This window comes from Providencia sp. Je.9.19 (assembly GCF_051129765.1).
Taxonomy (GTDB): domain Bacteria; phylum Pseudomonadota; class Gammaproteobacteria; order Enterobacterales; family Enterobacteriaceae; genus Providencia.
On sequence record NZ_JBCPSS010000001.1, the window covers coordinates 1736273 to 1762691 of the forward strand.

Below are 26419 nucleotides of genomic sequence, written 5' to 3' on the forward strand. Positions count from 1 at the left end.
GCTATCTAGCCCATCCTTGGGCTATGTGTGGGTTAGGCTGCGGCCTTTAATTCTTTATCGTGAGTAAATAATCCATCCCAATTCTTTTTCATTGGTAACTCACCTGCAAGATAAAGGTCATAAATACGCTTATCACCCTTCTTCAATAACACAGGCTGATATTTAATGAATGGCTCGTACCCATGAGGATTGATTTCACTCTGATTTTCAGTCATATACTTATCACGAGCATATGAAGCTACACGCCAGCGAACATTTTTACCTGACTTACTTTCGTTATATAACCAATTGCGTTCTGCCAACCACATTTGAACTTGTTGAGTATTTACACCATTAAGCATTTTGCAGAACTGTGTTGGCGTCATGCCTTCTTTAAACAGGTTAGACATGCATTCAACTTTGTTACTCAGTTCTTTATTAGTGTATTCGAGTGCGATAACCTTTTCTGAATACGTGAGCAATGTTGAGCGTAAGAATTCAGGGTCATTCAGCGCAGCCATTGGCGTTACTTTTCCTGTTTCAAGCTCTCTCCAGCGTTTTGATACTTTATGGCGCAACGGCACACTGTATCCGGTCATCAACGTCATTGTAATATCTTGGTCTAGCCCTATTTCATCGATAACAGAACGACCTTTATAATTTTTACGTTTGATAAAAAACTCTTTGGAAACATAATCATCCGTGCTTGGATAATTAAAACCTAGTTCACTTAACATTTTTTCGATGTCACGAACCACGTGATGATGAGTCTTTCCTGTCAGCTCCGCAATCTCGCGGCTGGACATAGTGACATTTGTTTCATTTGATGCTAATGTTAATTCGTTCATTTAAATCTTCCTTTATGGATTGATTTGGGAAATAGCCAACAGTTCGCACCTGCTGGCTTTTCTGTTTTAATGACATCCGATATTTCTTTTCTTGTTACCACTAATCATCACTCCTTTGTCTTTTCCTTCAAATACTACGTTTGCACCTCCTAGTCTTGAGCCTACATCAAAGCTATCTTTCAATCGGTGTAGCATTTTCTTTGTGTCCACAAACAGCTCTTCAATTTGCACTGCTTGTTTAGCGCTGTTATGTAATGCATGAATACGAACCTTTGCACCTGTTACATCAAAACCATCACGCTCTAATTGCTCTATCAAATCAAGCTCTGGCGCAGGGTTTTCGTTGTCAATCAAGCTGCTAGGCGTTAACCATGCGTTATCAAACTTACGGTTATGAACATCAGCTGATTCAATTGGGTAGTGATAATTAAATACTGGTGAATGGATTACCTAACTCAACCTCGCGATCTAAAATATCCAACACCCATTTACGAAACTGCTTTGCCACTGGAGTGTTAGAAAACATTGCGATCAGGTGAGCACCACGAAGTGAGTAAACTCTGACCGTTTTGTTACGTAAGCTATTGTTTATCCCATTGAACGTCATATTGACGGTCATTGTCATAGAGTCTGTAAACTCATCAGCATTACGCGCATAGAGCTTGCTTACGTTATCTGTGCGGCTATACCCTAATACGTGCGCAATTTCAGTTGATGTTAACCACACTTGACTATCTTCAACTATTGGGTTGAATGTGAAGTTCTGGAAAGTTAAATCTGTTTTAGTTACAATGTTCATGTCACTTATTCCTGTCTAAGGGTTTACTTGGCAACTAGCCTCAATTGTTCGTGCAATTGGGGCTTTTTATTGAATAATACTTTCACCTTTCTGTTCCTTGTCGATCACGCTATCCATAATAGTATCCAACATTCCTTGTATAGAACGATGCGTTCTAGCAGCGTAACTTTCTAAAAACTCCTCTACCTCTGGACGTAGACGGTAACTAATCTGCTTGCTCTTAGCTGATTTTTGCTTCATTATTCACTCCATTATGTGTTATTGAATTTAATATACTCATTGATGAATTATCATCATACTCAAAATTCAAAATGAGTCAATGATTTTTAGGTGTGCATTCATGAACTTTAACGATAGTTTTCCTCGAAGAGTTGCCGCAGCAAGAAACGCACTAGGCCTAACTCAATCTGAATTAGCAAAAAAGGTAGGAGTTGTAACAAGACAAATTGCAGCTTATGAAGGTGGTGAGGCTCGCCCTCGCATTAATGCGTTGAATAATTTAGCTGCCGCCCTTGGAACCACTCCTGAATGGTTAGCTTCTGGCGTTGGAGAGGCTCCTGATATAGCAAGGGTCAGATCAACTATAACTCTGCCATTGATTCCTGTTATCACCTTTGTTCAAGCCGCCAACCTTTCTAGTGGTGATGATATTGTTGGATATGATTATATTCCTGCTCCAAGGCTTGCGCCTGATTCAGCCTTTGCTGTCAAGTTAGATGGTGACTCCATGCAATCTAATTCAACAATAAGCTTCCCTGCGGGATGCACAGTAATATTCGACCCAGAATCAGATGTCTGTAGCGGTGATTTTGTTCTATGTAAAATTGAATCAAGTGATGATGTAACATTTAAGCAATTGATAATAGACCAAGGTGAGTATTACTTACACCCTTTAAACCCAAGCTATATGAACATCTTAGCTGGTAAAAACATATCTATAATCGGGGTAGCAATAGAATCAAGGCACGAACTCTCGCCAGATGTGATTATGCTATCCAGAAGCGGGATGATATCCGACTTTATGGAAAACATCAGCGATAAGGCTAGAAAGCAAGAAACTGAATCCACAAATGACAGTATTTCTGAAAGGCTAGACAAAATAGAGTCTATGCTAGAACAGCTACTCAGTAAGAAATAACCAACCAGCCCAAGGACGGGCAATAAAAAACCTACTCGAAAGTAGGCCATGTCAGCAAGGTGATTAAATCACTTGCATCTAACATCCCAAATTTTCTGGAACTCTTCTTCAGGCATCATTTCACCTTCAAAATCAAACAAAGGGAAAGAGAAGATACTTTCACCGCTCATGCCTTCTGCAACTTGAACTATGAATCTTTGATGCCTGTAGGGCACGTCGTCTTTAAATGTAAATACTTCACCGCAAACATTGCCTATAGACTTGTTTTTCATGCTAGTGCCACTTGCGTAAAATGCCACATTTTTAAAATCTGCTGCCTTTGGTTGATACATGAAATTAGATACGGTTAGCTTAGCCTCATCAATGATGCTAGGAGCTTTACCATGTATATTAACAGAAGCCCCCAACACAAACGAAAGTAATACTAATAGTGAAATACAGAGCAAATATAGAATCTTAGTAGGCATATCAAATCACCTTTAATTTAATCACATGATTGAAATGTACTTTGCGCGTGAGTTTAAGGCAATAAAAAACCCACCGGAGTGGGTTAGTTGATACCATTAGTATCTTGGGTGTTTACCGCAGCTGCTTGGCAGTATCCAAGTTAGAACTAGATGATTTCAGTAGAATCACACAGTAAATTATTCAATTTCATCATGTCATCCTTATGTTGTGCTAGTTTCATCACTATCTTCATGTATGAGATTAAGTTCAGGCTCTTTTTGTGGAGCTATAAATAATATATAACCTTCTCCGGGAAGGGTCAAACCTTCAATTGGAGATATTATCACTCTTGTGTACCCATCTGCATCAATGTATTTATCTGGACGTGACTTGGGGCTCCCTACTGAACCTGTCGGAACTATCTTTACGTCACAATTAGTGGCTTTGTGTCTTACTGTTAAATGCTGTATGAATTTACTATTATTTACAATAGTAAGCGGGTCGTTAATGATATCTTGCGTTTTTTCGTAATACCTTTCCAGTATCTTGGATTTCCGATCATTTTTTAGATTGATTGTGACAGTAGCGAAGATAAAGTCCTCTCCATTAATCTTTATGTTTTCCCTTTCAACGCAGTTGCTTATATCTACAATTTCATTGTCCACATAAATTGCCTTTAAATCAGACTGTGTTCTATAAACAATTTTATGGATTATATTAGCGTCTTCTCTATTGTTGTTGATTACAACCCTATGGATAACCCTTTTTTTAATTCTTGCTGTCCTTAGATCACTTTCTAGCGTTATGTCATATATTTCAGTTGTTTCTTGAAAATAATAATGAATGTCGTCGTTAAAATATCTTTTAAGTATTTCATTGGCCACATCTTTATGAAGATCACCAGCTGTTCTTTGTAGTAAAAAGTGCGTTAGTGTCTTCCATTTGCTAACTAGCAAATCTTTCGGGACGCTTTTTTGCGGGGAATAAAAAACATCGTAAATACGGTCTTGGAAAAATTTTGTGTATTGTGATGTTTTGGTTATAGCAAGGAATAATGAGCCGCCGAGCAGAGCCATTCCAAGGCTTGAGACCATGGTAAAGAATTTAACCCACACATCATAAGCAATCATCACCTGACCTAAAAACAAGAAAAATATACCAGATAAAGGGAGGATAGCTACCGCATGTAAATCCCACAACTCAAACAACCTAGACAAGGAAAATTTTTTTGCATTATTATTCATAGTAAGTTTTTGATTAACGATATTGTATTTATGGATGTTAATTCATTACAAAAATAATTTAAACTCAATTAATCACATGCTCCAGATTACACCATGCGCTTAATTTTTATTTATACCCACCCAAACTACTGTATACATATACAATGATACCTACTTGGTACGCATTGATACCTAAAAAACACCTATCTAGAATGAGAGTTTTTGAGGATAGGTGGCATGGAAAGAAAATATAAGCATCCGCAGGTTAACCTCAGATTACCGACTGATTTAAAAGATAGAATTCAAGAGTTAGCTGAGTTTAATAATCGGTCAGCCAATCAGGAAATGGTCGCAGCTATCGAATACTGGATAATGCGTAATTCTCATGTTGAAGTATTAACAATATCTGATGCGGCTGAGCGCATATTTCAGCTTGAACGAGAGATGGATGTCGTTAAGGAAAAATTAGGGATTAAGAAGTAGTGGCATCAGGTTCAAAAAATACGACCATACCACTTAGATCTACATCTCTCTCATATAGCCGCTCAAAAAGGTAATCATTCATTGATGATATCTCATCTAAATTTTTACCTTTGGCGGTTGCTATGATAATTAAGTCGCCGTCCATATCTTTGGTTATCTGGATATTGACAGTATCATCAAGCAAGCTGTAATGTTTACACACTGAAATTAGCACGCTTATGCTGTTCGCCACATAGTCAACAGGAATATTAACATGTTGAATATCTGACGACGGAACGGGTTTTGTTGTTGGTTTTGGCTCTCTCATATCAACCCTCTTTTTCTTCTGTCGGCAGATGAAACGTAGTCTTACTTTCTTTGATTATCATTCCCATAGTCTGTACGCAATCACCAACGCAAGTGCTACAAATACCACCGGAATCGTCTTTAGCTAAAATAAGAATTGGTACTTTAGTTTGACTTCGCCCACAGAAATTACATTTTAACTCAGCCATATACTACCTCGCATTATCACGCATAATAATTTTATCAGCCCAATCCATAGCTTCTTCATACCGCTTATTGGATGGGATTTTATCTTTCTCGCTGCGGGGAAATTTAGCTTCCATAGCAGCGCGGAAACCTGTCATTGTCATTCCCCATGCTTCTTGTTCGCTAATGCCCAAATGGGCTACGGCAAGATAGACATAGACGCGCGGGTCGAACTCGTTTGTGAATTTACCCTGTGGTTCTTCGTCTTCATCAGGCTTTTGGTCGCCCATGATTCCGTGACGCATAAGGTGACGGGCAAGAGTGATGATATCCTGTAACTTCAAGCGCCCTTCTCGATAGCTTAACCAGCCTTTACGGTTGACGCTGAGATTGCCAATTAACGCACTGACTTTTTCGTTACAGCACTTTTCTATCACCTCTTTGCAATCCATGACCATGTTAGCAAAGCAGATAGCCTCTGCATTCTTAGCTAATTTAGGGTCTTTCAAACTGGAGAAACGACCTCCATATACTGTGACGAAAATATCAGTCAATCGCGTGCTTGAATCCTGAGACAGCCTAGCCATTGCTGAGAATGACGGTATTAAATGGTATGACTTACCATCGACAACAACCGCTATCTGCCCTATATCCGTTATTACTTGCATGAGACCTCAATAGAGGGGCTTGCGCCCCTTAGATTAAGAAATGGTGACTGTTGCCTGACTTGAAGTAACGCTACCCGCAGAAGTTGAAGTAATGACGCAAGTATATTCCCCTGCATCACCTACAACTGTTGATTGCTTGGTATACATTGCAGCAGTACCGCCAGTAACATTGCTATTACCTTTCTTCCACTGATAAGTCAGAGTCGAGCCATCAGTTGATTTAGCTTCAACAGAAAGGTTTAGTGTTTGGCCAACCGTTAAAGTCTGGTCTACTGGCTGCTTAGTGATGATGATTTCGTCTGGAATATCACGAATATCAACGCCACCTGCGCTATTAGCTTCAATAGACCAAGTCGCTACATCATCATGCGGATATTCATCACTCCAGCTCGTTACCAAAAAGCAGCCTTCAGTGATATCGATAGGGCTGATAATTTTGAACCATACATAAGGCTGACCTGATGTACTTTCAGGATTGTTAACGTGTCGTTTTAGTTCTTTCTGACCGTATAAGGCCTCTTTGCGTGATACACCATCACCAGAGAAAGTGACGTTTTTATACGAAACCAAACTTTCCTGCGTATTTTGTGGTGACATATCGCCCGTTGCGTCGACGGTTTCCCATTCGGTAGCAGACGACTTGCCGCGCATCATACCGAGGCGTCCGTATTCAGTTGGTGAAGGTTTATTCTCAGGGCAACCAATTGCATAAAATACAACCACGTCGCGGCCTGTGAATGCACCTGATTCACATCCTGCCATGTTTATTTACTCCGTTATCGTGAGATTATTGTGTTGAAATTAATTTCGAGGATTAAGCGGTTTCTGTCGCTCATTGATTGATTGATACTGCCGATTGGCTCAACGTAGGTCATACAGCCGATTTTGTGATCACGAATTAATGCATCTCTAATACTAAACGCTAAATCTTCTAATTCTTTCTGGCTTCCACCATCAGCAGAAATGAGAATTAATCTGTAAGAATCTCGGACTAACGCTTCCTCTGGATTACTGCCGCCCATTCGCTGAATAACAATGAATTTATCTAACTGAGCACCATCACGCCAAAAGCGTTCTTGTACCTTAAAGCCATCATCAAAGTTATTCTCCGTGAGCCAATCGCGTATCGCTTGATAGATATCACTAGGCTTCATATTTTGTAGCCCCGTTTAATGATTTCCTGTATTTCAGGTGCTGCGTTTTCAAAACCTTTACGCAAGAAATCAGGCTCTGCGTTCGGGTCCCAATAATTACCTTTACCTGTGCCGCCACCGAAAGAAATACCACTTCGAGTTTTACCAAAATCCTCTCTTGGCTGACCTTTAAGCTTGCCTTTCATCTGACTAACCGCAGCAGCATAATTAGCGGAGTAGCCCACCCTAGCTTCATATCCACTGGATATTTTGCTTAGCTGCCGATACTGGCTGTTGATAAGGTTGGAAGTGTCGATTGGAGTTAGTAGCGCAGCATGAGCAGCGCCAGTAATTGATATTTCCTGCATTACCCTCGCTGTCGTTTGAGTTGCAATTAGCTGCAATGTGCTGTTGATATTAGCCCTAACACTCTGGATGCCTTTTACTTTCACACCCATAGTTAAGTCCTTATCTCATAATCGAACTCTTCACCAAAAAAGCTCATATCATCTTCTTTAACCGTGATGATAATGTCAGCTCCTGCGACTCTCGGGTCAGATTGAGAAGTGGTATCGCCTTTGGCAATGTAGAAACCTCGCTCTGGCTTTTGTACATCCACGCCGTCACGCTTCAACTCAGTGTAAAAAACGTTATTGGTGACGAACTCTTTACCCATATCGTCTTTCACAACTTCATTGCTAGATTGCCATGTGCAGTCGATAAGATAAGGTGTGCCATAGGTTATCTCATCACCATAACGACCGCCGTAGATTACAGGGTAGATTGTTGCGAGTGAGGTATATGACCAGTTAGCCGTAGTGCTCATCGACCACCTCCGCACATACACCCACCTTTAGCTATCCACAATCCAGCATGCGCCGTTTGAGTCGGGTCAGATGGGATTAGACCATTAGCGCATCCGTACTTATCTAAGCCACGTAGAAGCGATGTAGCCGCTTTCCATCTATCACCAAAGGATTGATACCGAAATGACCGTGACGCACCGTTGGGAGCTGATTGTGAGCTGATATACTTATCACCTTGACCAAGTGCCATGAGCGCAAGTAAATACATCTGAATCAATAGCGCTGTCGCAGCTGGGTAATGCTTATCAAGGCATTCCTGAATACTACCGACCTGCTCAATCAATGCGTCGAGAATAAAATCAGGTAACTCTATTCCCTGCCCCGTCAGATATTCTTTGGCTTGCTCTTTTGTGATCATGATTACCTCACAAAGCAAAGCCCCCTTTCGAGGGCATAAAAAAACCGCTTTCGCGGCTATTCTTCTGGAAGCAGAGCTATTAGCTCATTGACCTTGGCTTTTTCATCAAACTCGATACTTAATTCTGTGAGTTTTTCGATTACCTCTTTCTTGGTTAGCTTTTTAGTCTGCTCAACCGACGGTGGTAATGCCGCACTCGCTTCATCTGACAGCAAGCGCACATTTGGCTTTAACACTGGATGCAATTCTTCAAGCTCAACTACTTGCCCGACGGTTACACCGAACCAAGGGATAATAACTTCATACTTAGCCATTCTTATCTCCTTAGCTCAGTTTCGCACCGTAAACCACACCTGACTTGCCTTCACCATCACGAGTAATTTGCAGACCTGCTGCGCTCATGATTTGGAAGTTGTAGTTATCCTGCGGCATAAAGCGAGGCTTAGGAACGACACCTGTTGCCATACCGACTAACGGAGTTACTACATCTTTGCGGCGCTGATACGCGATGAACTCAGAACCTTTAAGCGCATAAGTTGGGCGAATTTCTTTCACACCTGCATATGGCAGCAAGGTATCAATAACGCGACCATTCACTACGCTATTACCAGCACCTGCGCCAACCGCAACCACTGTAGGCTTAATCAGATTACCCCATGCTTCGTAGCTCACCCACATAACATCGTAGAAATCTACTTTGTTATTGAAAGCGGTTTGACCAAATGCACCTTTGAAACCAAAAAACGCTAACAACGCTGGTAAATCAGCAGTAGTTAAGTCGATGTTTGCACCAGATGCGCCTAAATCGATTTTTGCTGTGTTGCGGTGATTTTTCATGCCTTGGCCTTTGTAACCATCGACACTGATTTTGTCATCACCATTCAGGAAGTAATTAACAATCTTCTTATTGAATTGGCGCATCTTTGCAGTTTGAGAATCTAATACTAAGTCGATTCCCACAGTGCTTAGACCTGCCGCATGACGCCAGTTAACACCATAACCAGCCGTGAATACTGGAATTGGATCACCATCTGAACCGTATTCAGTGTGGTCATGTGAGTATGGCGCTTGACCATCGATACTGATTGATACATCGTCAGCAATATCACCAACCACATTGTACAGCTTAGCAGTCTTACCAATCGGCAATACTGTTTGCAGGCCCATTAGATCATTAACGATTTCCATGCCTGTTTCTTGGTCGCGGAGCTGGATAATGTTACGGTCAATTTCAGCCCAAAATTCACGAGTGAAGCCGCCAACTTGGTTTGCCGCTAGCGTTTCACCGTCCATCACGTTCTGATACTGGTTAATCATCAGATTATGCTGCGTGTTGTAAATATTACGTGTCGCCCACAATCCTTCCCACTGACGTTGCAGTCGGCTATTTGTTGCTAAAGTTTCAGCAGTATAAAACATAGTTTTTCCTTTTAATTATGCAGAGGCAACAGTGCCAACACGGAAGCGAACCCGAATGAAATCCGCGCTAGACAAAGTTACTTCATCTTGGCTGTAGCCAATAACCGAGTCGGTATCAGCAGTTGCTAAAGCACCTTGACCATCTGCACCAAATTTAATCGGTGAGTCTTTTTTGTAAGTGCCAGCAGGAACCAATAAAGCAAGCTCTCGCCCCTCTTCTACATACTCACCGACAGCGGAATCGCCAGCAGGAATAGCATCACGAATTGTCAGCCCTTGGTGGTATGCTGGATTGGTAATGTAGATGCGACCTGTTAACGCTGTCGCTTGTGCAAACTCATCATTTGCATCAATAACTACGAAAGTCCCGGGCAACACATTAGCCTTTGCTGCGCGTGTTTCCGTGATTGATTTGCCGTCGAGATTTACACGGCGGTAACGATTAGTAGCCATTATTGAGCTCCTTTAAAGTATTCCGCTGGGTTTGGGGCGCCAATTTGTTCCTGTTGCGTGCCAGAATTACCAGCCAATGATGCCGTTTCACCAAGTTGCTTGTGCATATCGATTAACGCTTGGCCTTGTAGTGAATTTGCAACCACTTCGCCATATTTAGCCGCTACCTCTTTGCGCATTTCTGTTTCTTCAGCGCGTTGGTTAGCGGTTAAGCTTTCTGATAATTGCGATTGATTCGTTTTAATTTCACTGAGAGTTTCTTTGATTGGGTTAATTACACTCTCATTGTTTGCGGCAATCGCGTTGCCAATGATAGTGCTTAGTTGGTCTAAATCTTCTTTAGTTAAAGGCATGTCGCCCTCCGTGCTATTGTTGATTGCAGGGCTTGCCTGCGGTTTACTGAATACCGATTTAAGTTTATTTGTTACCACTTTGACCCATGACTCTTGGCGCTCTACTTCTTCACCTTGAATGTCAAATGTGATAACTCCATTTTCGTTAGTGTAGGAGTGTAATTTAGCTGTACCGTTATCCACCATGATGACTGCGTGCGTATCAGTGAAATCAGAAACCCATACATATTCGTCACCAGCAGCAAACTGCTTGCGAGCTGCCATCGTTAACTTATGTTCTTTCTCGCGATAAGTTTCGCCAGTAAGCGCACCGTTGTTAATTTGCATCTCGGTTGCTTGGTCAGCGTTTACCATCATTCCAACGCCTTGAGTTGGTGTTGCTGCACCAGATTCATGAAGTAATATTGCGTCATGGTCCATACTGTGAATTTTTGCAATCCAGTTATAACCTTGTACTTTCTGCTCTTCGTTAGCTTCGAGCTGCTCCAAGAAAACAGCCACACTGGTATGAATTGGCTCTGAGCTTTCGCCGCTTTCCAGCGCTTCCACTCTTGCCAACACTTCGCGCCCACCTTCAGATTCTTTTGCCTTGTTTACATCAATCCACTTTTCGACATAAATCCGATTGCCGACTTTCGCAACATTACGATTCCATGCCCCTATATGCCCCTGATTAATGCCCTCGGCCGATAAAGCAGATACGAACTCACCATTTACCGTTGGGTGACCAAGTGGCGCGAGAGTGCCTTCTAGGCCTCTGTAATGAGCATCGATTTCTGTGTTTGGATATAAGCCGCCATTCATGATGACGTTTGCTGGCAGTGTGTAGCTTGGGATGATGATGTGCTCACGGCCGTTATAGGTTTCACGCCTGATTGATGCGCTGTTAACTTTGGTCGTAACGTTTACTTGAATCGGCATCGTTATTCCTCCGCCCATTGGTAACCACGTTCTTTCATGGCTTCTTTTTCCTCTTTCAGTTTATTGAGTAACGTATCGTTGTACGGCCTGCCTTCTTTGTCGGTCAGAATAGTCACCGTCGAGCACTTACAGTTGATTGAGTTTCCATCTCTAGCCCACCAATCACGCTGTTCATCAGTGGTAAATATTTTGCCGTGTCGTGATGCATGATTAGGTCGAGTTGTTGGGCTAAGCGCGGATATGTGGACCTGTCGAGTTTCAAGATTGAGAGCTTCGCTAGCCTCATCAGCTTCATCCATTCTTGCCCTGCGTAATGCCGTTGTGATTTCCGTTCTGGCCACTCGATTAGCACGGCGAATTTCGATACCTGATTGCTCATTCAGATTTCTAGCTACCTCACGAGGATTCAGCCCCCTCGCTATGCCATCGGTAAGAATACGCGCCATATCTGCCTTGACTTGTGCTGACAGCCCTTTCATTTCCTCAAACACACGAGCACGAACTAATGCCATCCGAAGCTGATAAGGCTCACTGAGTAATACCGTTGCCACGCTTTGCTGTGTTGCTGCGTATGCCGTCGATTGCTGCGCTAAGTTTGCATACTCTTGCGCCGTTCCTCGCTCATATGCTGTGCTGACGTACTCATTGAAAAAGAAGTTATTGAATTCGCCACCCTGCAATAACACTTCATCGACCATGAGCTCACCGTCTCTCAAGATGATTGAAAGATAGTTAGGGTCTAGGTCGAATTGGTATTTTTTATTAACTACAGGCTCGGATGGGATTCTATTGAGTAGCTGTATGTAGCCTTGCGATACTTTTTTCATGCGCTTTGCAAATGCTTTCATTGCTCCACGCTCTAATTTATCAACCGCTGTCGGATCGGCTTTCGTTCCTGCCCTTATCGCGGTCCTTATCTTTTGTATCTTCATCCAATTCACCTAACGGTTCATCACTTTCGTTCTCATACCCTGCCGCCGTCCTGATTTCCTCAACAGTAAATACAGGCTCACCAGTTGCTAGTGATGTTTGATTTATACGGCTCATCTTTTCACCACTATCGAGTTTCTCAGTGGCTGATTGCTCGTTTAAGTCATCCCAAATAACCGTTTTCTCAGGAATAGGCTCTAGCACCTTTATTCTAGTTAGGTGGTCAATGAAGTCCTCTATCTCGAATGAGAGTTCGCTTTCCCTGCGTGACTGACAGCGTGAATTGAAGTATTTCTGATCTTCAGTGCTAGCTCTTTCTCCCGTCTGCATGCCAACAAGTATTTTGGATGGGATATCGAGAGCTGCCGCAGCTGTTTGTAAGTTGACTGTGTATGTAGGGGTTGGATCTGAAACCGGACTAACTAGTTGAGTAATGCTTGCGCCTTGCGTAGTTAATAGCGTGTCGTTGCCTCGGTTTATCTCCGCGGCGGCTTCATTGAATTTTCCTTGCAAATCTTCAACGCTTACTCCGTACATCGAAGCTAAGTTGCTAAAATTGATTTCTTTGTCAAAGTTGATGTTCATTTGACGGGCTGCATTTTTAAGAAACGACTCACCAGAACCGCCTTCAACTTTTTCAAGGCTCACAAATGCGTTATAAGCTGGCTCAAGAAATCCGATAGCATCAATTGAATAATCACCTAGAATGAACACGCGATCAGGATGGATGTTAATATTTCTAGTGCCACCATTAGGTAGCGACTCTGTGTATTGCCACAGCTTGGGCTGACCATAATCAAGTGAGTTGATATCAGTCACCCACCCAGTAGGCTTAATCGCGCTAGCCCACGCAGGCGTTACCTTTTTTAGAAGCTTCGATGTTTTCACTGGCTCATGCCACTTACTGCCATCATTGATATGTAATATCAATCCTGAGTATCGACCAACCAATCGACGCTGATCGGCTTCTTTAAACTCTCTCCATATGCGCTTAGTCACCAACTTCTTAAGGCTAGCTTCCCATCCAGTTTCTTTCTTCGATTTATCGGCTTTATCACCTTCAATAACCTGTGGTGATGTTTTCCAACAATGTCCGTTTAACTTTGTTACTCCCCCATAAGCGATACCGCCACGGCGAAATAAATTATATAAATCATCAAATGTTAGTGTTTGCTTAAATCCATACTCGCACCATGCTGATGTGCGCTTGGCGTCAATCCCCATAGTCGGATTAGCCATAGCCATACGAGCACGAGATATCGCGTCATTCATTGCGTGATTGACGGCTAATTGTAATTTGTCGGTCATGTGTTACCTCAGTAACCGTTTGGGGATCATCATTCCGATTGCGGCAGGCTCACTAAGCTCAGTCAGAGCATAAACTGTGGCGTCCATCCTATCGGGTGACTTCTTGGCTGTTTGCGGTACGTATTCCATCATCTGGTTTTCCAGTGTGAATAAGTTACCTCTGTGTCCAACTCTACCCTGTGCATATAAGGCTGATATTGGCTCAGCTCTGGCAAACTTGCCCTTACTGGCATGGATGCGAATGATACGACCTTTGAAACCTGCATTCTTCAGCGTATCTTCAGCCATATCGCCACCTTGGTTAGTTTCAATGACTATCGCGTCAGCCTTATGATGCTCATAGGCCCATATCGCTTTTGTCGCCCAACCATTCGGAGAGTATTTGCCGCTGTAATCACCATCGACAGTGAATTGACGTTTATCACCACCACCGTATGCGCTAGCCACTGCAATTCCGCTTTCGTCACTCTCATCTGAATTTGTCGCTTGCGGGTCAATGGCTACTACCGTTCGAGCTAATGGCTCTATGATATTCAGCTCACGAGCCGCATTAATCATCTGCTCATTCCACAGCGCGCCTTCCTCATTAAATCTGCGAGGTCGCTGCATATACTGCGCTTCAAATGTTCTGCGGTGTGACTCTAAAGCCGTTCTGTGTGATTCATTGTGCTTGAATTCCCACAACCAGCCATCATCGAGGCCATGCTCTATGGGTATAGAGTGAGTGTTTTCAGGGAATAACTCTTGATACGATTGTGAATTATCAATGACTACGGGTAAGTAAAGGTGATGCCACTTCTCACCAGAGCCACCGCGCAATAGATAGCCGCTTAAATCGTGGTAATGAATACGCTGCATAATCACAATCATCGGAGTAGTTTCGATAGCCAATCGTGATTTTATTGTCTCGTTAAAGCGATTATTTACACCGTCACGAACAGTCTCACTGTATGCATCATCGGGCTTAACTGGGTCATCGATAACCAATGCGCCTTGCCAGCCTGACTCCATGTGACCCGCTCGAAAGCCTGTTACCTGACCTGCGGCTGATGAAGCATACACACCACCGCCAAACTCATTCCACCACATGGCCTTACTGTCAGCATCATCGCGCAAAGTCATTGGCCACATAGATTGAAACGCTTGTGACTTAACCATGCTGCGAGTTGTCGATGAGTTAAGTAATGCCAAGTTATGTGAGTATGAGAGGTGCATGAAACGGGCGCGGTTATTTATTGCCATCCCTCGCCCCATCATGTTGATAGTTGCAAGTTCTGTTTTTGTATAACCAGGAGGAACATTGATTATTAGCCGTGTAATTTCGCCACTAATAACCCTATCAAGCGCGTTCTGTATTGCATGGTGATGAGGTGCGACAATCATCTTACCGCCAGTGCGTTGCTTGAAGAAGTATCGAGAGAAGTATAACCCGTCCTCTTCACACTCTAATTTACGTGCAAAGTTTCTTTGCTCAACAGTCGTCCTCATTTAACATCTCCTGTCGAGCGTTCCTGTATTCTTCTTTTGTTAGCGTTGCGGTTTCTATAGGCCCACCGTTTTTCCCTGTAAGCTCGGTGGTTGTTTTGTCTCCATATTTTTTTGGTGCCACTTTAGTTATGTACCATTTGCGAGCGTCCACTTGTAACTTAGCCTTTGCTACCGCAGCAGGGTCTGGCGAACAGTCATCAGCAATCTCAAGTATTTCCTCAAGTAGAGATTCAGCCTGACCCTCGCGCGCGCGCACGTACTGTTGCATAAAGTCATCGTGTTTCTGCAGCCAATACATCACCGTTCGTATTGCTGGCATACCCTGTCGCTTGCATATTTTTCTTAAGCTTTCACCATTAGCGAGCAATGCGCATATATCGTCCGCCACCTCTGGTAAATAATCAGAAGGACGACCCATTTTTGTTTTAGTCGCCATTATTTAACCTCAATCAGAACAATTAACTGGTTATGTTTATATACCATCGGCAATCAGTGATACCTTTGCCGTCACAAACTTATATAAATCTCTATTAACGCCACTCTATGAATGACGTTTGTAGAATTTTATAAATTGGTTATTCTGCTACTTCATCGTTGAATAACGTTTTCTTAGCTTCTTGAACACGTTGATAAACAGTGTCTACTTTAGTCACCGTATCGCCGTCCCCGTTGCTGTTCATGCTTGAATTAGTGTTCCAGAGTAATGTGAATAACTCATACTCAAGCTGTACATCGTTAATTAGCTTAATGGCCTTAGCCGTCGCCGTAGTGTTATTGCCTGTTAGCTTAAGTAAACCTAAGCGGATTTTCTCTTTTGCTGTTAGTTCAGTAGTCATAAATTGCCTTTCTTTAGGTAATAAAAAACCCGCACTAGGCGGGTCATTGTGAATTCTTGTTGTTTATTTAATATCTAATGGCATATCGCGCATTGATTTAGGAATTTCCCTTTCAACATACTCTTCGGCTATTGCCATTATCTCTCTGTATGGTCTAGCGAATGGGCCAACTACTACAGTAATGTTCTGCCTTTCCGCTTCCTCTGGTGTTAGCTTCATTGTTTCTACTGTCATTACCAGCGCTACTTTCAATGCAGCACCAGTCCACGGTAAGCGCTTAATTGAATCGTCTTGCTCACTCATTACTTGCACCTCATTGGTTAAATTAATTTGCGCTATTTCATCATAAAAAAGGCCACTGAGCGACCTATTCCTTCTTGCCAAATATCGATTTAAGAACCCACAGAATTACTGATAATCCAACCACGGTTCCCCAGTTAATACTTATTGCCAAATCGAACCCTGCTGAATCAGCAAACCAATTCCAAATATGCAGCAAGCACCATGACAAGAAGAAACTTACTGATAGGGTTGCGATGATGCATATAGCTAAAATTGCGAAAGATTGACCTGTCGTTAGTCCACTTGTATTTATTTTCATGGTGATATCCTTATGCGTTGAATTCAGGTAATCGTAACTGGCCTTTTTCTTCAATCTCAGCGATGCGATTAAGAAGTTGTGGTTTTTTAACCCTACCCCATCGATTTAGTAATCGGCCTGACATGCTAGCCACATCTTTCTCTTTCATGAATTCAAGAATCACTTCGTTTCTCTCTTGTTCCATGGTGCGGATATTTTTGGTAATAACATCAGCCATCCAGTTAAATGCATTGATGAATGCTTCTTTAAGCTTTACAGCCTCATCTCCAGTAAAGCCCATTACTAGCATCATCCAACCATCACGAGTCATCTTGTAAAATGGTTGAGGCTTGCCGTTCTGTAAGTTATTGTTTTCATGGCAAAGCGTAAAATTGCGCTCTGCAAAACTAGGCGAGCACGACTTAATGACTGACCTTGCCTTTCTCAATACATCCTTGTGACTCTTCTTAAATGCTAAAGCCACCTTGAATGTATCTGTTTCTGCATTCGAGCCACTTAGAAATACAAGCTCACGAAAATCAATACCATTAACTACCATTAAATTATTCATACGTATTACCTACATTTGAAATGAACCCTCGTTCACATAGAAAATCAGCCCGTCGAAGCTCGCCAGCTATAACTGACTTCCTCGAAGGCTCATATCAAAGTGATTGGATTCGACGTTTTAGAATTGCTCTGTGAATGAGCGGTGAAATGCGTAGATTTCGCAGCCTAGCGATACACTGCTAAGCCACTTCTAGTCTGTTCCTAGCAGTCAAGATAGCGATCACCCCCTTAAATGGTGGGATAATTACACCTATTAAAAAGCCTCTGATTCATTGGAAGATAAATAAATTTACATAATTAAACTTATTTTTAACTACCATGTAACTAATTGAATAAACTCTGTATAGAATTAGTGCCGTCCTTAAGATGCACACAGCAAAGATATTTTCCTTTTCAAGCCTCAACACCAGGGGCTATTTTTTTATTATTAAAAAGTCCTGATTTCTCAGAGGCTCGAACTTACGTTAAAGCTTTCTTAAATGATGTCGACAATTAACTTGTAACGATGAAATTTATAACCCTCATTTATAGCCCCCTAATTGGCTATTTTTATTGGATTGATTCAAATGCATAAGTCATATATAAACTCACCTACTGTTCATTCAGCTGCCTACAACCATGAGACTAAAACTCTCTACATTGGCTATCACCACGCAAGCACAGATAAATATGCAGACGTTCCTTTTATAATATATCAAAGGCTAATAACCTCTTATGCGCCACAAAAATACATAGATCGTCGTATTGTTAATAAGTATGACTCAGTTAAAATGAGTTAGCTTTTATTGCCGCCGTTGTTGTTCAATTTCCCGTATTGCTTTCTTGTCCAAGTTACACGCCTTAATTACCGACATCAGCTCAATGTTATATTCAGCGATATCACCCCACGTCATTTTGTCAGGGATATCTGGTATCGGGCAATCAGCTAGTAGGCTTGCAGGAGTGGGGACGTGAGGCGCTAATACATATTCAGTCTTTGTATTGCCGCATCCTGTTAATAAGGCTATCAGGAGCAGTAACGGGAGCGCAGTCATTATCCACAAGAATAGTTTTGACGTCTTTCTTGGTTGTCTGTGCGTCCAGTGTGTTTTGTTGTTTAGCATCTATGGTTGCTCCAGAGATACGGTCAAAGATAGATATTAAGGTGTAGGCGTTATCAGATATGAGGCGTTGCTGTGACAGTTCGCCATTCAACGATTTAATTTCACGTTCTAACTTTGAGTTTTGATAAATGAAAAAGAGCGCAACAAGTATTGGAATGAAGGCAATTAAATACTTTATCAGTATTTTTAATAACTCTTTGGTTACCTCGCTCATATCACTTCACGCCATTGTGCTCTAACGAGTAATGATTGCCGTCATTGAATCGACCGCCCCACGTACCGCCGATAGATTCCCAATATTCGCCAAGTAATTTATGGTCACTTGATGCGGTTAGGTATTTGCCATCTTTAAACAGATTGAAATCCACCGCCAATCGCTGAGTGTGTAGGCTGTTTTTAATGCCGGCACCCGATTTAGCATTTAACGCCGCTTGCTCTGGTGTTCTGTATGCTTCTGAGAATGTCAACTCATAGCCTTTGTCGTATGCGAAGATAATCAAATCAGCAACCATACGAGTAAACTTGCGTTGTTTTTCACCTAATGTCATTTGCTAACTCCAAATTTGTTTTTAAAGAATGTCATTACCGCCTCGACAATCGCCCCTATTTTCTTGGTACCTAAGAATCCGATAAAGACACCACAAAATTGAGCAAGGCTAATTGGCAACTTTGCATATTCCAGTGCGGTAATAATCCCAATACTGATACAGGCACATATAAAAGCCTCAGCTAGTGATGACTTCCATCCTGCCCCATCTCGTTTCTCTCGTGTAAGCGCGGTCATGGCGGCTAACAACACGCCAGCGATGAGTGGCGCATTTATTGTTATCCAGTCCCAGACCTGCACCCAGAACTCAGTATTTTTATCAGGCATGCGCATACTCACCCCCTGCGGAGTGTTCCGTGATTAAAGTTAATAGATAGCCGCGCACAATCTCTATGCGTCAATTAAGTGTGTGTGATTAGAATTCTGTGGCGGCGTATACGAAAAAGGCCGCACTAGGCGCCCTCTTGAATGTGAACTATCCGGAAATTCCGGAGAGTTGGAAAGCAAAAAGCCCCACCGAAGTGAGGCTCTAAATTGTTGAGCGGTTCATGGATGGTTTAAAGCTGACGCTCCCCAGCTTCTCATGACGCCTTACCACCAAGGCTACACGTCTTTCCGTAGTGTCAATCGACCTTTCAGCCGATGCGGTTGGAATCCCAGTCCAAATAGACGAAGTGACCAACTAGACGGTATCGATAACAAGCGCCGCCTCTTTTGCCTTGTTACCTGCTCTTTGCTTTCACGACCGAGCATGACACAAACAGTATACTATTTAGGCGCAGAATGCAACATATTTCTCCTATTGATATTTTAAATAGAAAATAATACTACTTTGAGTCGCTAATTATAGGATGAATAGCGTCTTCTATCATTGCACAAGCCCATCTAACGCGACGCTTTGCAGAGTCTAGGTCTATGCCTGTCTTTCTGGAAAGCTCCTCTAAAACATTTTGCGAGCTTTTGCACTGCTTATAGCGTTTAATAACTACATCCCGAAGCGGATTGCTAATTGGTAAAATTACATTAATACACTTTTCAACAAATTCGGCGTCATCTTTTTCTTTGGCGAGGCTAAGTGCGCCGAGTATTGATTGATTAGGTGCTACAATTTCTTTTACCTTTTCAAGTAACTCATTGCCTGTATATCCCATTCTTCGGCAGTTATCGAAAGTAGCTCTAATTAAGGTAGCTGAACCATCGTCCCATTCATCCCTAGTCATAAGTCTACCAATGACATTTATATTTAGGCCATCTGGTGATTCATCCCCTCGATGATTTCTACCCCAAATAGTCAGCATGTATCTAGTCCATGGCCTTTCTGATGGGCTGAGCTTTGGAAGTGATCCGAAAAGCTTTTTTCTCATTTCCTTTTCAGTTCTGAAATAAGCTATTTGTTCAAATGAAGCCTTTCTCATCTTACCTCCGGCAATACTGTGTGATACCTATCGCTTTTAGTGGTGAACATGACGCCTAGCCTTGGGTATTTGTTAGCCCTGTTATCAGTTTCAATTTTTAGCTCTGCACCTTTAAGCTGAACGACTGCATAGTTAAATTTGAATTCTGACTTTAGATATCTAGCCTCTTCAATTGCCGCTGATATGTCAGTGAACATCTTTCAGCTCCTTCAGTTTCTTCCGGTAGTCGTCACGTATTCGCTCGTAGTCCTCACGTTTCCACTTGGGTAGCTCATGAAATCCCATCAAAATATCGAATCGCTCCTGTCCGATTTTCTCTATCAGATTGGGGGTGTATTTTTCGATATTTCCGGAAAGGTGGTTGTTACATGGGGCGCATTGCTTATGAGTATTGTCCTCATTGAATCTAAGTTCTGGATTGGCTCCCGTTGTTCGGTAATGTCCAGCGTGATATTGACCGTCGTGAAATCGCTCACAGGAGATGCAAGGCTCGTTTCGGTCTCTGTATCTAATGAAGGCGTTAAATGCGTTCTGAGCTTGCTGGGTGAAGTATTTGAGGGGTTTTACTGCTAACTTTCTAACTTTAAGTTTATCGCGGGCTTTTACTTCTTTTTCTCTTTGTTCCTTTTTGAGTTTAGCCTGTGCCTTTTCATAATCCTTTTGCCTTCGCTTAATTCCTAATTCTGCTCCATGTTCTGGGCTGCACCACTCGATATTGTCATACTTGGGATGAAACCACTCTCTACATATTTTACAGCGCCGTCGTCTTTGGTTAGCCATTAAATAAACTCCTTCACATGAACTCGCTGACACTCTTTCTCGCCATCATCGAGCAACATTAACTCACTTTCAGAAAACACACTCATGCCACTAAATTTGCCATCCAAATAAATCGAAACATCCCCACTGACTAGCCACTGATATGTTTCTGTTGCGTTATCGCATCGATACTCAGAACCGTCTGTAGCTTTGAAGTACTCCCCATCATGTAGCCTTCTGGTGAGCGTGACGCAGCGACCAATTTCCGATGTATTTGGAGATGAAATAACTAAGGCTAGCTTTCCTGCCTCATAAAGCGCCATCTATGCCCCCATAAATCCCATCGCTAAAGTAACAATCGAAAAGAATAGAATTACGTGTCGGGTTCTAATCATCACAATTCCTTAATTTAGTTACTTTTATTAACCACTTATCAACGATTTTAAGCACTGACCTATATCTAGAATCTAGGCTCCAGAAAAAATCACCTATCCATGAAAAGATTTGTGCTAGTAAAATAATCAATCCATAAAACGGGAGTACAAACAAAATCCATAACGTAGTTACGGAGTAAGCGATTAGATAGCTCTTCCAGTTCTGCTTTAATTTCTTCCACCTACTCACTTTCTCTCCCTCCGCTTCTTGGCTGCTCGGTTTATCTTTGCGTGACCTGTGATGCGTTTAGTTGATGTGGGGTAGCTGTACCAATAGCTGTTACGATTGATAGCCCATAAAGCGTTCTGTGATGCTAGTGACGCCATAGCGATTGCCATTTTTGATATGATACTCATTTAATCTCCCTATCAGTATTCCAGTGAGTTATCGTTCTTTAACTCATGCTCTGCGCAAAATTTCTGCCAATTCCTTTCAATGCGCTTACTCATGAATTTAACTCTGCAAGACTTTGCGTGATGAATTGTCACGTAAAGACCATCGTTCATTGGTCTATCTGCTTTAAAGTTTTTAGCTACTGGAATAAGCACTAAATGTAAGTAATCAAATGTATTCATCGCTCTTGCTGCTCCTTGAGTTATTCCCTGTGACCGTAGTAGTTATATTCATAACGAGTTGTACGCAGTTTCACGCCACTTTCTACCGCCCAAGCTGTCGAGTATTCAATTAAGCTACTCATGCGCTTCTTGCCCATTTGAGATGTGCTCTCACGTATGTTTAATAGCTCACCTTCGATACCCTGAATCAACGGTGACTCTTTCGCCCCTGTCGTAACCATCCAGTGACCAGACACAAATACATTCTTCCACTGCCATAATTTCAGTGGTTCATTATTGAGTGTCATTTGCTTTGATACATCACCACATAGCGCATGGAACATGTCGTTCTGCGGTAGCGTTCGGCTGGATTCTGAGATTTTTACTTCTAAGGGTAATTCTTCGTTGAGGGGTAAGGCGTTTAGTGCTGCTATCAGGTTATCTCGTATTCGTTTATTTCTTAGAAGAAACTTTGTGGCTTTCTCCAAGTTAACCTCCTAATCAACTATCAATATTTCTCGCTGGTTATTACTGCATACATCATCGCGCTCTGGCACTATGCCGAACCAACGAAGAAAGGCTTTGCCGCTTGGAGCTACTGCTTTCCACATCTTTCCAACATAAACGCCTGATGGCACTGAGCATGAGTAATCGGCTAGCAATTCATAATCTGAACTACCCATCATTGCGTGAGTTTCGTCAATGACGATATTACTAGGGTTTGGCTGCTTCCAATGCTTTCCTAGTGGATTTGTTATTGCGGGTATTTTATCACTCACTGTTAGCTCTCCTGTTCCACCCTAATAGCCTCAACTTCTGCAAGTGTCAGGCTATCAACTGAATATGGTTTACTGAAATAAACCGTAGCTTCTTTGAATGCCGTAGGAAATCCAGCTACTAGCGTTCCAATGACAACAATTGGTGTGAACAAAATAACTAATAACCACTTATCCATGTAGCACTCTAGCGAGTTCCACTCATCGACTTTTGAGTGCTGATAGAATGACAATTTACGAGTTGGAAATAGTTTATTGTGAACTTTGCGTTTTATCTTCATCATTCACCCTCTGGCATTGGTGGGAGTGGCATCCAGTGAGTAACATCTTCAAGTGGGATGCATGAGTAAAAATCGCCATCGTCCCATAACCCAGTTCTAGAAAATAAACATAGAATCGTTGGCATTCCATTCCAAACTGCCATCACTCTAACGTCTTTCTCTGGCATTTTATCTGAACACTTAACCCAATTAGCTCCCTGCATTAGATGCCTCCCGTTGGCTGGAATTTCCTGTTAGCTCGTTTAGCTGATTGGCTAATCGCTCTGCCGATTCCTTATCCATTTCAACTTCGAATACACTGCCATCAGACCTACAGATAACATGTGGGTCTATTTCTATCTTCCATGCCGACTTATCCAAAAATAAAGCCATGCGAAATGCTGTTTTCATGTCATCAGCTTTATCTTCTGCATCCAGTTTTCGAATATAGAACTCATTCAGCTCTGTTAACGTTGTTCCTTTCATCACTCAACACCTCGCTTAATTTCATCTGGCTCAATTCCTGCTTCAAAGAAGCTCAATTTCCCTTTCATTTGAATGAAATCTAGCGCCCTTGCATCAGTTAATACGAAACCTTTCTCACCGAAAAACCATGGTGAATCGCTTTGTTCTACGCAATCAGTAATCGTTGCCATGCCAACAATCCCGCCCGTGTCAAAATCATCAATTTCTGGCAGTGTTATCCCTAATCTATTTGCCAGTGTCGATGCTCTAACATATTCAATGGTCTTAACGCCTTGTGATGCATGAATCAATACTTTGCCTCGGTACTTAGTGCGCCAACTTCGATTCTCAATATCCTTGTGGCCATTAACTATTAGCCACGCCCAAGGCTGACGAATTGATATTGCTTTCATCTAGAAGTCCTTATGATTTGGTGTGTTAGGCTGCTTGCTTGCGTGATCGGTAACTATCCCAGGTGAAAGCTAATGTACAACCGCCGCCGTCGCTCATACGGTCAATGACTCGCTCTCCGATAAACGCGCCTAGTTCTTCCCTGGTTTGGTTGCTGATTAGAATGGTTGGTTTCATTCGTTCATACCTGGTGTTGATGATTTCAAACAAGATCAACTTTTCAGCTTCAGACCCGAATTGAACACCTACTTCGTCGATTATCAGTAAATCAGGGTTGGTAAAAATTCGAATCACCTCTGACTCAGTTTCAGTCGCAGTTTTACTCCAGGTTGACTTGAATTTTCTGGCAACACGCAACGCTGTTGTGAATAAGGCTGAATCTTGGTGTTGTTCGATTACATGACGAGCAATAGCCAGGGCTAAATGATTCTTACCAGTACCAGGCTTACCGCACATAACTAAACCGCCGCCTTGGCGTAGTCTATCTGTCCACTTACTTGCATAGGCTTTGCAAACACTTAGATTTCTAGCCGCATCCTGGTTAACGGATTCGTAATTATCCAGGGTGCATGGAACAAAACGTTCGGGGATATTTAGGTCAGCTAAAAGATTTTCGATAAGTCGCTTCTTGCCACGCTCATCACTTTGTTGTTTTTCAGCCTTTAACTTTTCCAGCTCTTCAAGCAGGCACTTAGAGCATGGTGATGGTCTAGGTGTGAGCTTTAATCCACTTGTGCTTACTCGCTTTCTAGCCTGGTATGTTCCGTGAGTTTCACATTCGATATCCAGGTAATGAATTTCTGTATTTGGTATTTCAGCAGGTTGTTTATCAATCTCTGCCAGGTTCTTTTTGATTTCTTGAATTCTTTCTGTCAGGTTCATAATTTAATTCACCCATGTTGGCATATCCGTTTGACCATAATCCTTGGCTCCAAAGCTTTCACTGGCTGCTCGCTTGTTAGGCGTCCAGGTTGGCTTAGCGTTTTTGTTCTGGTAATTCAGCTTAGCGCTAACTGTGCTAAACCAGTTCTTAGGTTTTACCTTTTCAAACTCCAGATCTAAACGTGTTAACTCTGATACCAAATCGATGTTAGGAAATAATTCTTTCCAGGAGTCAAAGTCCTTTTGGTTAAGGCGAATCACCTGGCCTTCGAATGCGTATTTTTTTGCAATCGACTGAACATTGTCTGACGATTTTTTCTCATCACCAGAACAAGCCGGATTTTTGGCTTGGGTGTTATAGGGAATCAGGTTAAGGGAATCAGGATGAGGGATGAGGGAATCAGCAGGGATAGTTTTGTTCTCTTCTGATTCTTGCACCATGCTAGAACTGTGCTTTTCTGGTGCTTCTTCAATATCAATAGGTTGCGTTACTTGTTCTGGTATTTCACTAGCCGCTTCTTTCATGTGAGGGTTTTGGTGTTTCTTCCAGTTATTAATCTGGATAAACTCATTCCCATCTACTGCATATCTAGTGATGAAGTTTTTACCATGCAATTGCGCGAGTAATTTGTCACAATCAACATCATCATATGGCAATACCATAGCTTTAATTTTACGGGGCTTGTCTTCAATTCGACCTTCGCGATCGGCAACTGTCCATAAGCCTACGAAAAGAATACGAGCCAATGGCTCGCATTCTGCTAAATCATCATTAGTAAAAAAGCCCGGCTTAATATTTCGTGCTCTGGCCATTAGAAAGGTACCTCCAGTTTGTGTGCTAATTCAGGGTTATTCTTTTTCCACTCCTCATTTTTTAGATATTCTTCATATAACTTTCCCATAGTGCTTTGCACCAGGTATGCAGTGTTTCCTTTGAAGTAAAGAGAATGTGAATCAGCAAATTTATTTTTAGAAAGGTGAGCCGCAAGTCTTATCATTCTTTCTGCTGCGGCTAATTTGCACCCAAGTACGGTTATTCCAATAGACTCAAATAGCTTATCCAGCTTCAGCTCATCAAGCCTGTCAGTGCAAATAACATCAAACGAGTCAGCAATGTCTTCTATTGGGTCGCCAACCTTCGCCATGCAAACCTCTGAACATGTATCTATAATGTCTTCGAGGTCACATTTAAAAAACTCTCTCGATTCATTTATCCTGTGATCAGATAAGTACTCATGAATTTCAGCTTCATTATCTCCAGGAGAGTCAGAATAAAATGCAGCTTCGATTTTAAATTTATCTGGAACTCCTGTGGCTGATGAAAGTTCTTTCGCTCTGTTTTCTGGCGAGATCGTTGTCATCCCGACTTTGTAGATACCAGGCATGTACTCATTGCTAAGAATGTATACCCAGCCTTCTATCCTAAAATCATCAGGTATAGCGCCAGGGTTGACTTGGTCTCGATTTAATTCCAATTCTCCTAAGTGACCTATACCCATTACTCTCGACCTCCATATCGATTTGTTGTGTAATTAATATTC

The 26419-nt window shown here is 42.1% G+C and carries 45 protein-coding genes and 1 pseudogene; 3 read left to right on the forward strand and 43 right to left on the reverse strand.

Going from position 1 to position 26419, the window contains the following annotated elements:
* Nucleotides 1–32: 32 nt before the first annotated feature.
* From AAZR93_RS07930 to AAZR93_RS07945, 4 genes and pseudogenes are all read right to left on the reverse strand, one after another.
* Nucleotides 33–827, reverse strand: coding sequence for a Rha family transcriptional regulator (locus AAZR93_RS07930; RefSeq protein ID WP_434719453.1), 795 nt, complete (start codon nucleotides 825–827; stop codon nucleotides 33–35).
* A gap of 66 nt (nucleotides 828–893) precedes the next feature.
* Nucleotides 894–1181: a hypothetical protein gene (locus AAZR93_RS07935; protein ID WP_434719454.1), complete on the reverse strand. Its 288-nt coding sequence runs from the start codon at nucleotides 1179–1181 to the stop codon at nucleotides 894–896.
* 103 nt (nucleotides 1182–1284) lie between these two features.
* Nucleotides 1285–1626, reverse strand: a pseudogene (locus AAZR93_RS07940) (BRO-N domain-containing protein); the annotation flags it as partial.
* Between the two features lie 66 nt (nucleotides 1627–1692).
* Nucleotides 1693–1866 carry a hypothetical protein gene (locus AAZR93_RS07945; protein ID WP_434719455.1) on the reverse strand — a complete coding sequence of 58 codons (174 nt, stop codon included), beginning with the start codon at nucleotides 1864–1866 and terminating at the stop codon, nucleotides 1693–1695.
* A 79-nt stretch (nucleotides 1867–1945) separates the two neighbouring features.
* Between AAZR93_RS07945 and AAZR93_RS07950 the strand changes: the two genes are divergently transcribed.
* On the forward strand, nucleotides 1946–2764 hold the full coding sequence (locus tag AAZR93_RS07950) for a LexA family protein (RefSeq protein ID WP_434719456.1): 819 nt from the start codon (nucleotides 1946–1948) through the stop codon (nucleotides 2762–2764).
* 68 nt (nucleotides 2765–2832) lie between these two features.
* Here AAZR93_RS07950 and AAZR93_RS07955 read toward each other — a convergent pair whose 3' ends face one another.
* Together AAZR93_RS07955 and AAZR93_RS07960 are read right to left on the reverse strand one after the other, a co-directional pair.
* Nucleotides 2833–3231, reverse strand: a complete 399-nt coding sequence (locus AAZR93_RS07955) for a hypothetical protein (RefSeq protein WP_434719457.1) — start codon at nucleotides 3229–3231, stop codon at nucleotides 2833–2835.
* Nucleotides 3232–3432: 201 nt separating this feature from the next.
* Complete coding sequence (locus AAZR93_RS07960) at nucleotides 3433–4455, reverse strand: hypothetical protein (protein WP_434719458.1); 1023 nt, start codon at nucleotides 4453–4455, stop codon at nucleotides 3433–3435.
* Nucleotides 4456–4671: 216 nt separating this feature from the next.
* On the opposite strand from AAZR93_RS07960, the gene AAZR93_RS07965 reads away from it, so the two are divergent.
* Entirely contained in the window at nucleotides 4672–4917 is a 246-nt protein-coding gene (locus AAZR93_RS07965) for an Arc family DNA-binding protein (RefSeq protein WP_126459766.1), read from the forward strand.
* On the opposite strand, the gene AAZR93_RS07970 is transcribed toward AAZR93_RS07965, so the two are convergent.
* From AAZR93_RS07970 to AAZR93_RS08065, 20 genes are all read right to left on the reverse strand, one after another.
* A complete protein-coding gene (locus AAZR93_RS07970; protein WP_434719459.1) occupies nucleotides 4907–5224 on the reverse strand; it encodes a hypothetical protein in 318 nt (105 codons plus the stop codon). The genes AAZR93_RS07965 and AAZR93_RS07970 overlap by 11 nt on opposite strands.
* Nucleotide 5225: 1 nt before the next feature.
* Nucleotides 5226–5411: a ClpX C4-type zinc finger protein gene (locus AAZR93_RS07975; protein ID WP_434719460.1), complete on the reverse strand. Its 186-nt coding sequence runs from the start codon at nucleotides 5409–5411 to the stop codon at nucleotides 5226–5228.
* Nucleotides 5412–5414: 3 nt separating this feature from the next.
* Nucleotides 5415–6056 carry a DUF6246 family protein gene (locus AAZR93_RS07980; protein ID WP_434719461.1) on the reverse strand — a complete coding sequence of 214 codons (642 nt, stop codon included), beginning with the start codon at nucleotides 6054–6056 and terminating at the stop codon, nucleotides 5415–5417.
* Nucleotides 6057–6089: 33 nt separating this feature from the next.
* On the reverse strand, nucleotides 6090–6818 hold the full coding sequence (locus AAZR93_RS07985) for an immunoglobulin domain-containing protein (RefSeq protein ID WP_434719462.1): 729 nt from the start codon (nucleotides 6816–6818) through the stop codon (nucleotides 6090–6092).
* A 14-nt stretch (nucleotides 6819–6832) separates the two neighbouring features.
* Nucleotides 6833–7210, reverse strand: a complete 378-nt coding sequence (locus AAZR93_RS07990; protein WP_068445045.1) for a phage tail termination protein — start codon at nucleotides 7208–7210, stop codon at nucleotides 6833–6835.
* Nucleotides 7207–7647, reverse strand: coding sequence for a hypothetical protein (locus AAZR93_RS07995; RefSeq protein ID WP_434719463.1), 441 nt, complete (start codon nucleotides 7645–7647; stop codon nucleotides 7207–7209). Before AAZR93_RS07995 ends, AAZR93_RS07990 begins: the two co-directional genes overlap by 4 nt.
* Before the next feature lie 2 nt (nucleotides 7648–7649).
* On the reverse strand, nucleotides 7650–8015 hold the full coding sequence (locus AAZR93_RS08000) for a hypothetical protein (RefSeq protein ID WP_434719464.1): 366 nt from the start codon (nucleotides 8013–8015) through the stop codon (nucleotides 7650–7652).
* Nucleotides 8012–8413, reverse strand: a complete 402-nt coding sequence (locus tag AAZR93_RS08005) for a DUF7370 family protein (RefSeq protein WP_141173681.1) — start codon at nucleotides 8411–8413, stop codon at nucleotides 8012–8014. Before AAZR93_RS08005 ends, AAZR93_RS08000 begins: the two co-directional genes overlap by 4 nt.
* A 56-nt stretch (nucleotides 8414–8469) precedes the next feature.
* On the reverse strand, nucleotides 8470–8727 hold the full coding sequence (locus AAZR93_RS08010) for a hypothetical protein (RefSeq protein ID WP_434719465.1): 258 nt from the start codon (nucleotides 8725–8727) through the stop codon (nucleotides 8470–8472).
* Nucleotides 8728–8737: 10 nt separating this feature from the next.
* Nucleotides 8738–9832 (reverse strand): major capsid protein, encoded by a 1095-nt coding sequence (locus AAZR93_RS08015; RefSeq protein ID WP_434719466.1) that lies wholly within the window; start codon nucleotides 9830–9832, stop codon nucleotides 8738–8740.
* 15 nt (nucleotides 9833–9847) lie between these two features.
* The gene (locus AAZR93_RS08020; RefSeq protein WP_434719467.1) at nucleotides 9848–10285 is read right to left on the reverse strand and encodes a phage cement protein; all 438 of its coding nucleotides are present in this window, start codon (nucleotides 10283–10285) and stop codon (nucleotides 9848–9850) included.
* Complete coding sequence (locus tag AAZR93_RS08025) at nucleotides 10285–11559, reverse strand: hypothetical protein (protein WP_434719468.1); 1275 nt, start codon at nucleotides 11557–11559, stop codon at nucleotides 10285–10287. The genes AAZR93_RS08020 and AAZR93_RS08025 overlap by 1 nt, the downstream gene beginning before the upstream one ends.
* A gap of 2 nt (nucleotides 11560–11561) precedes the next feature.
* Complete coding sequence (locus tag AAZR93_RS08030) at nucleotides 11562–12491, reverse strand: phage minor head protein (protein WP_434719469.1); 930 nt, start codon at nucleotides 12489–12491, stop codon at nucleotides 11562–11564.
* A complete protein-coding gene (locus AAZR93_RS08035) occupies nucleotides 12427–13797 on the reverse strand; it encodes an anti-CBASS protein Acb1 family protein (RefSeq protein ID WP_434719470.1) in 1371 nt (456 codons plus the stop codon). The genes AAZR93_RS08030 and AAZR93_RS08035 overlap by 65 nt, the downstream gene beginning before the upstream one ends.
* A 3-nt stretch (nucleotides 13798–13800) precedes the next feature.
* Nucleotides 13801–15285 carry a DNA-packaging protein gene (locus tag AAZR93_RS08040; protein WP_434719471.1) on the reverse strand — a complete coding sequence of 495 codons (1485 nt, stop codon included), beginning with the start codon at nucleotides 15283–15285 and terminating at the stop codon, nucleotides 13801–13803.
* Nucleotides 15269–15721, reverse strand: a complete 453-nt coding sequence (locus AAZR93_RS08045) for a ubiquitin carboxyl-hydrolase (RefSeq protein ID WP_434719472.1) — start codon at nucleotides 15719–15721, stop codon at nucleotides 15269–15271. The genes AAZR93_RS08040 and AAZR93_RS08045 overlap by 17 nt, the downstream gene beginning before the upstream one ends.
* Before the next feature lie 139 nt (nucleotides 15722–15860).
* Complete coding sequence (locus AAZR93_RS08050) at nucleotides 15861–16121, reverse strand: DUF2560 family protein (RefSeq protein WP_196733022.1); 261 nt, start codon at nucleotides 16119–16121, stop codon at nucleotides 15861–15863.
* Between the two features lie 63 nt (nucleotides 16122–16184).
* A complete protein-coding gene (locus AAZR93_RS08055) occupies nucleotides 16185–16424 on the reverse strand; it encodes a hypothetical protein (protein WP_434719473.1) in 240 nt (79 codons plus the stop codon).
* Between the two features lie 64 nt (nucleotides 16425–16488).
* On the reverse strand, nucleotides 16489–16722 hold the full coding sequence (locus tag AAZR93_RS08060; protein WP_434719474.1) for a hypothetical protein: 234 nt from the start codon (nucleotides 16720–16722) through the stop codon (nucleotides 16489–16491).
* 10 nt (nucleotides 16723–16732) lie between these two features.
* Nucleotides 16733–17272, reverse strand: a complete 540-nt coding sequence (locus AAZR93_RS08065; protein WP_210846710.1) for a Rha family transcriptional regulator — start codon at nucleotides 17270–17272, stop codon at nucleotides 16733–16735.
* 565 nt (nucleotides 17273–17837) lie between these two features.
* Here AAZR93_RS08065 and AAZR93_RS08070 point away from each other — a divergent pair.
* Nucleotides 17838–18050, forward strand: a complete 213-nt coding sequence (locus tag AAZR93_RS08070; protein WP_434719475.1) for a KTSC domain-containing protein — start codon at nucleotides 17838–17840, stop codon at nucleotides 18048–18050.
* A gap of 3 nt (nucleotides 18051–18053) precedes the next feature.
* On the opposite strand, the gene lysC is transcribed toward AAZR93_RS08070, so the two are convergent.
* The 17 genes from lysC to AAZR93_RS08155 form a co-directional block, all read right to left on the reverse strand.
* Complete coding sequence (lysC, locus tag AAZR93_RS08075; protein ID WP_434719476.1) at nucleotides 18054–18305, reverse strand: Rz1-like lysis system protein LysC; 252 nt, start codon at nucleotides 18303–18305, stop codon at nucleotides 18054–18056.
* Nucleotides 18241–18588 carry a hypothetical protein gene (locus AAZR93_RS08080; protein ID WP_434719660.1) on the reverse strand — a complete coding sequence of 116 codons (348 nt, stop codon included), beginning with the start codon at nucleotides 18586–18588 and terminating at the stop codon, nucleotides 18241–18243. Before AAZR93_RS08080 ends, lysC begins: the two co-directional genes overlap by 65 nt.
* Before the next feature lies 1 nt (nucleotide 18589).
* The gene (locus AAZR93_RS08085) at nucleotides 18590–18922 is read right to left on the reverse strand and encodes a M15 family metallopeptidase (protein WP_434719477.1); all 333 of its coding nucleotides are present in this window, start codon (nucleotides 18920–18922) and stop codon (nucleotides 18590–18592) included.
* The gene (locus AAZR93_RS08090; protein WP_434719478.1) at nucleotides 18919–19254 is read right to left on the reverse strand and encodes a phage holin, lambda family; all 336 of its coding nucleotides are present in this window, start codon (nucleotides 19252–19254) and stop codon (nucleotides 18919–18921) included. Before AAZR93_RS08090 ends, AAZR93_RS08085 begins: the two co-directional genes overlap by 4 nt.
* 494 nt (nucleotides 19255–19748) lie before the next feature.
* Entirely contained in the window at nucleotides 19749–20336 is a 588-nt protein-coding gene (locus AAZR93_RS08095) for a hypothetical protein (protein WP_434719479.1), read from the reverse strand.
* Complete coding sequence (locus AAZR93_RS08100) at nucleotides 20333–20533, reverse strand: hypothetical protein (protein ID WP_434719480.1); 201 nt, start codon at nucleotides 20531–20533, stop codon at nucleotides 20333–20335. The genes AAZR93_RS08095 and AAZR93_RS08100 overlap by 4 nt, the downstream gene beginning before the upstream one ends.
* Entirely contained in the window at nucleotides 20523–21116 is a 594-nt protein-coding gene (locus tag AAZR93_RS08105; RefSeq protein ID WP_434719481.1) for a recombination protein NinG, read from the reverse strand. The genes AAZR93_RS08100 and AAZR93_RS08105 overlap by 11 nt, the downstream gene beginning before the upstream one ends.
* Nucleotides 21116–21418 (reverse strand): hypothetical protein, encoded by a 303-nt coding sequence (locus tag AAZR93_RS08110; protein WP_434719482.1) that lies wholly within the window; start codon nucleotides 21416–21418, stop codon nucleotides 21116–21118. The genes AAZR93_RS08105 and AAZR93_RS08110 overlap by 1 nt, the downstream gene beginning before the upstream one ends.
* A 707-nt stretch (nucleotides 21419–22125) precedes the next feature.
* Nucleotides 22126–22572 carry a recombination protein NinB gene (locus tag AAZR93_RS08115; protein ID WP_434719483.1) on the reverse strand — a complete coding sequence of 149 codons (447 nt, stop codon included), beginning with the start codon at nucleotides 22570–22572 and terminating at the stop codon, nucleotides 22126–22128.
* Nucleotides 22573–22581: 9 nt separating this feature from the next.
* Complete coding sequence (locus tag AAZR93_RS08120; RefSeq protein ID WP_434719484.1) at nucleotides 22582–22863, reverse strand: hypothetical protein; 282 nt, start codon at nucleotides 22861–22863, stop codon at nucleotides 22582–22584.
* Nucleotides 22864–22865: 2 nt separating this feature from the next.
* Complete coding sequence (locus AAZR93_RS08125) at nucleotides 22866–23144, reverse strand: hypothetical protein (protein WP_434719485.1); 279 nt, start codon at nucleotides 23142–23144, stop codon at nucleotides 22866–22868.
* A complete protein-coding gene (locus AAZR93_RS08130) occupies nucleotides 23141–23344 on the reverse strand; it encodes a DUF551 domain-containing protein (RefSeq protein WP_434719486.1) in 204 nt (67 codons plus the stop codon). The genes AAZR93_RS08125 and AAZR93_RS08130 overlap by 4 nt, the downstream gene beginning before the upstream one ends.
* Nucleotides 23331–23606 (reverse strand): hypothetical protein, encoded by a 276-nt coding sequence (locus AAZR93_RS08135; protein ID WP_434719487.1) that lies wholly within the window; start codon nucleotides 23604–23606, stop codon nucleotides 23331–23333. Before AAZR93_RS08135 ends, AAZR93_RS08130 begins: the two co-directional genes overlap by 14 nt.
* On the reverse strand, nucleotides 23606–23998 hold the full coding sequence (locus tag AAZR93_RS08140) for an ASCH domain-containing protein (RefSeq protein ID WP_434719488.1): 393 nt from the start codon (nucleotides 23996–23998) through the stop codon (nucleotides 23606–23608). The genes AAZR93_RS08135 and AAZR93_RS08140 overlap by 1 nt, the downstream gene beginning before the upstream one ends.
* Before the next feature lie 25 nt (nucleotides 23999–24023).
* Entirely contained in the window at nucleotides 24024–24878 is an 855-nt protein-coding gene (locus tag AAZR93_RS08145) for an ATP-binding protein (protein ID WP_434719489.1), read from the reverse strand.
* Nucleotides 24879–24881: 3 nt separating this feature from the next.
* On the reverse strand, nucleotides 24882–25691 hold the full coding sequence (locus AAZR93_RS08150) for a hypothetical protein (RefSeq protein WP_434719490.1): 810 nt from the start codon (nucleotides 25689–25691) through the stop codon (nucleotides 24882–24884).
* Nucleotides 25691–26377 carry a GIY-YIG nuclease family protein gene (locus AAZR93_RS08155; RefSeq protein ID WP_434719491.1) on the reverse strand — a complete coding sequence of 229 codons (687 nt, stop codon included), beginning with the start codon at nucleotides 26375–26377 and terminating at the stop codon, nucleotides 25691–25693. The genes AAZR93_RS08150 and AAZR93_RS08155 overlap by 1 nt, the downstream gene beginning before the upstream one ends.
* Nucleotides 26378–26419 lie beyond the last annotated feature (42 nt).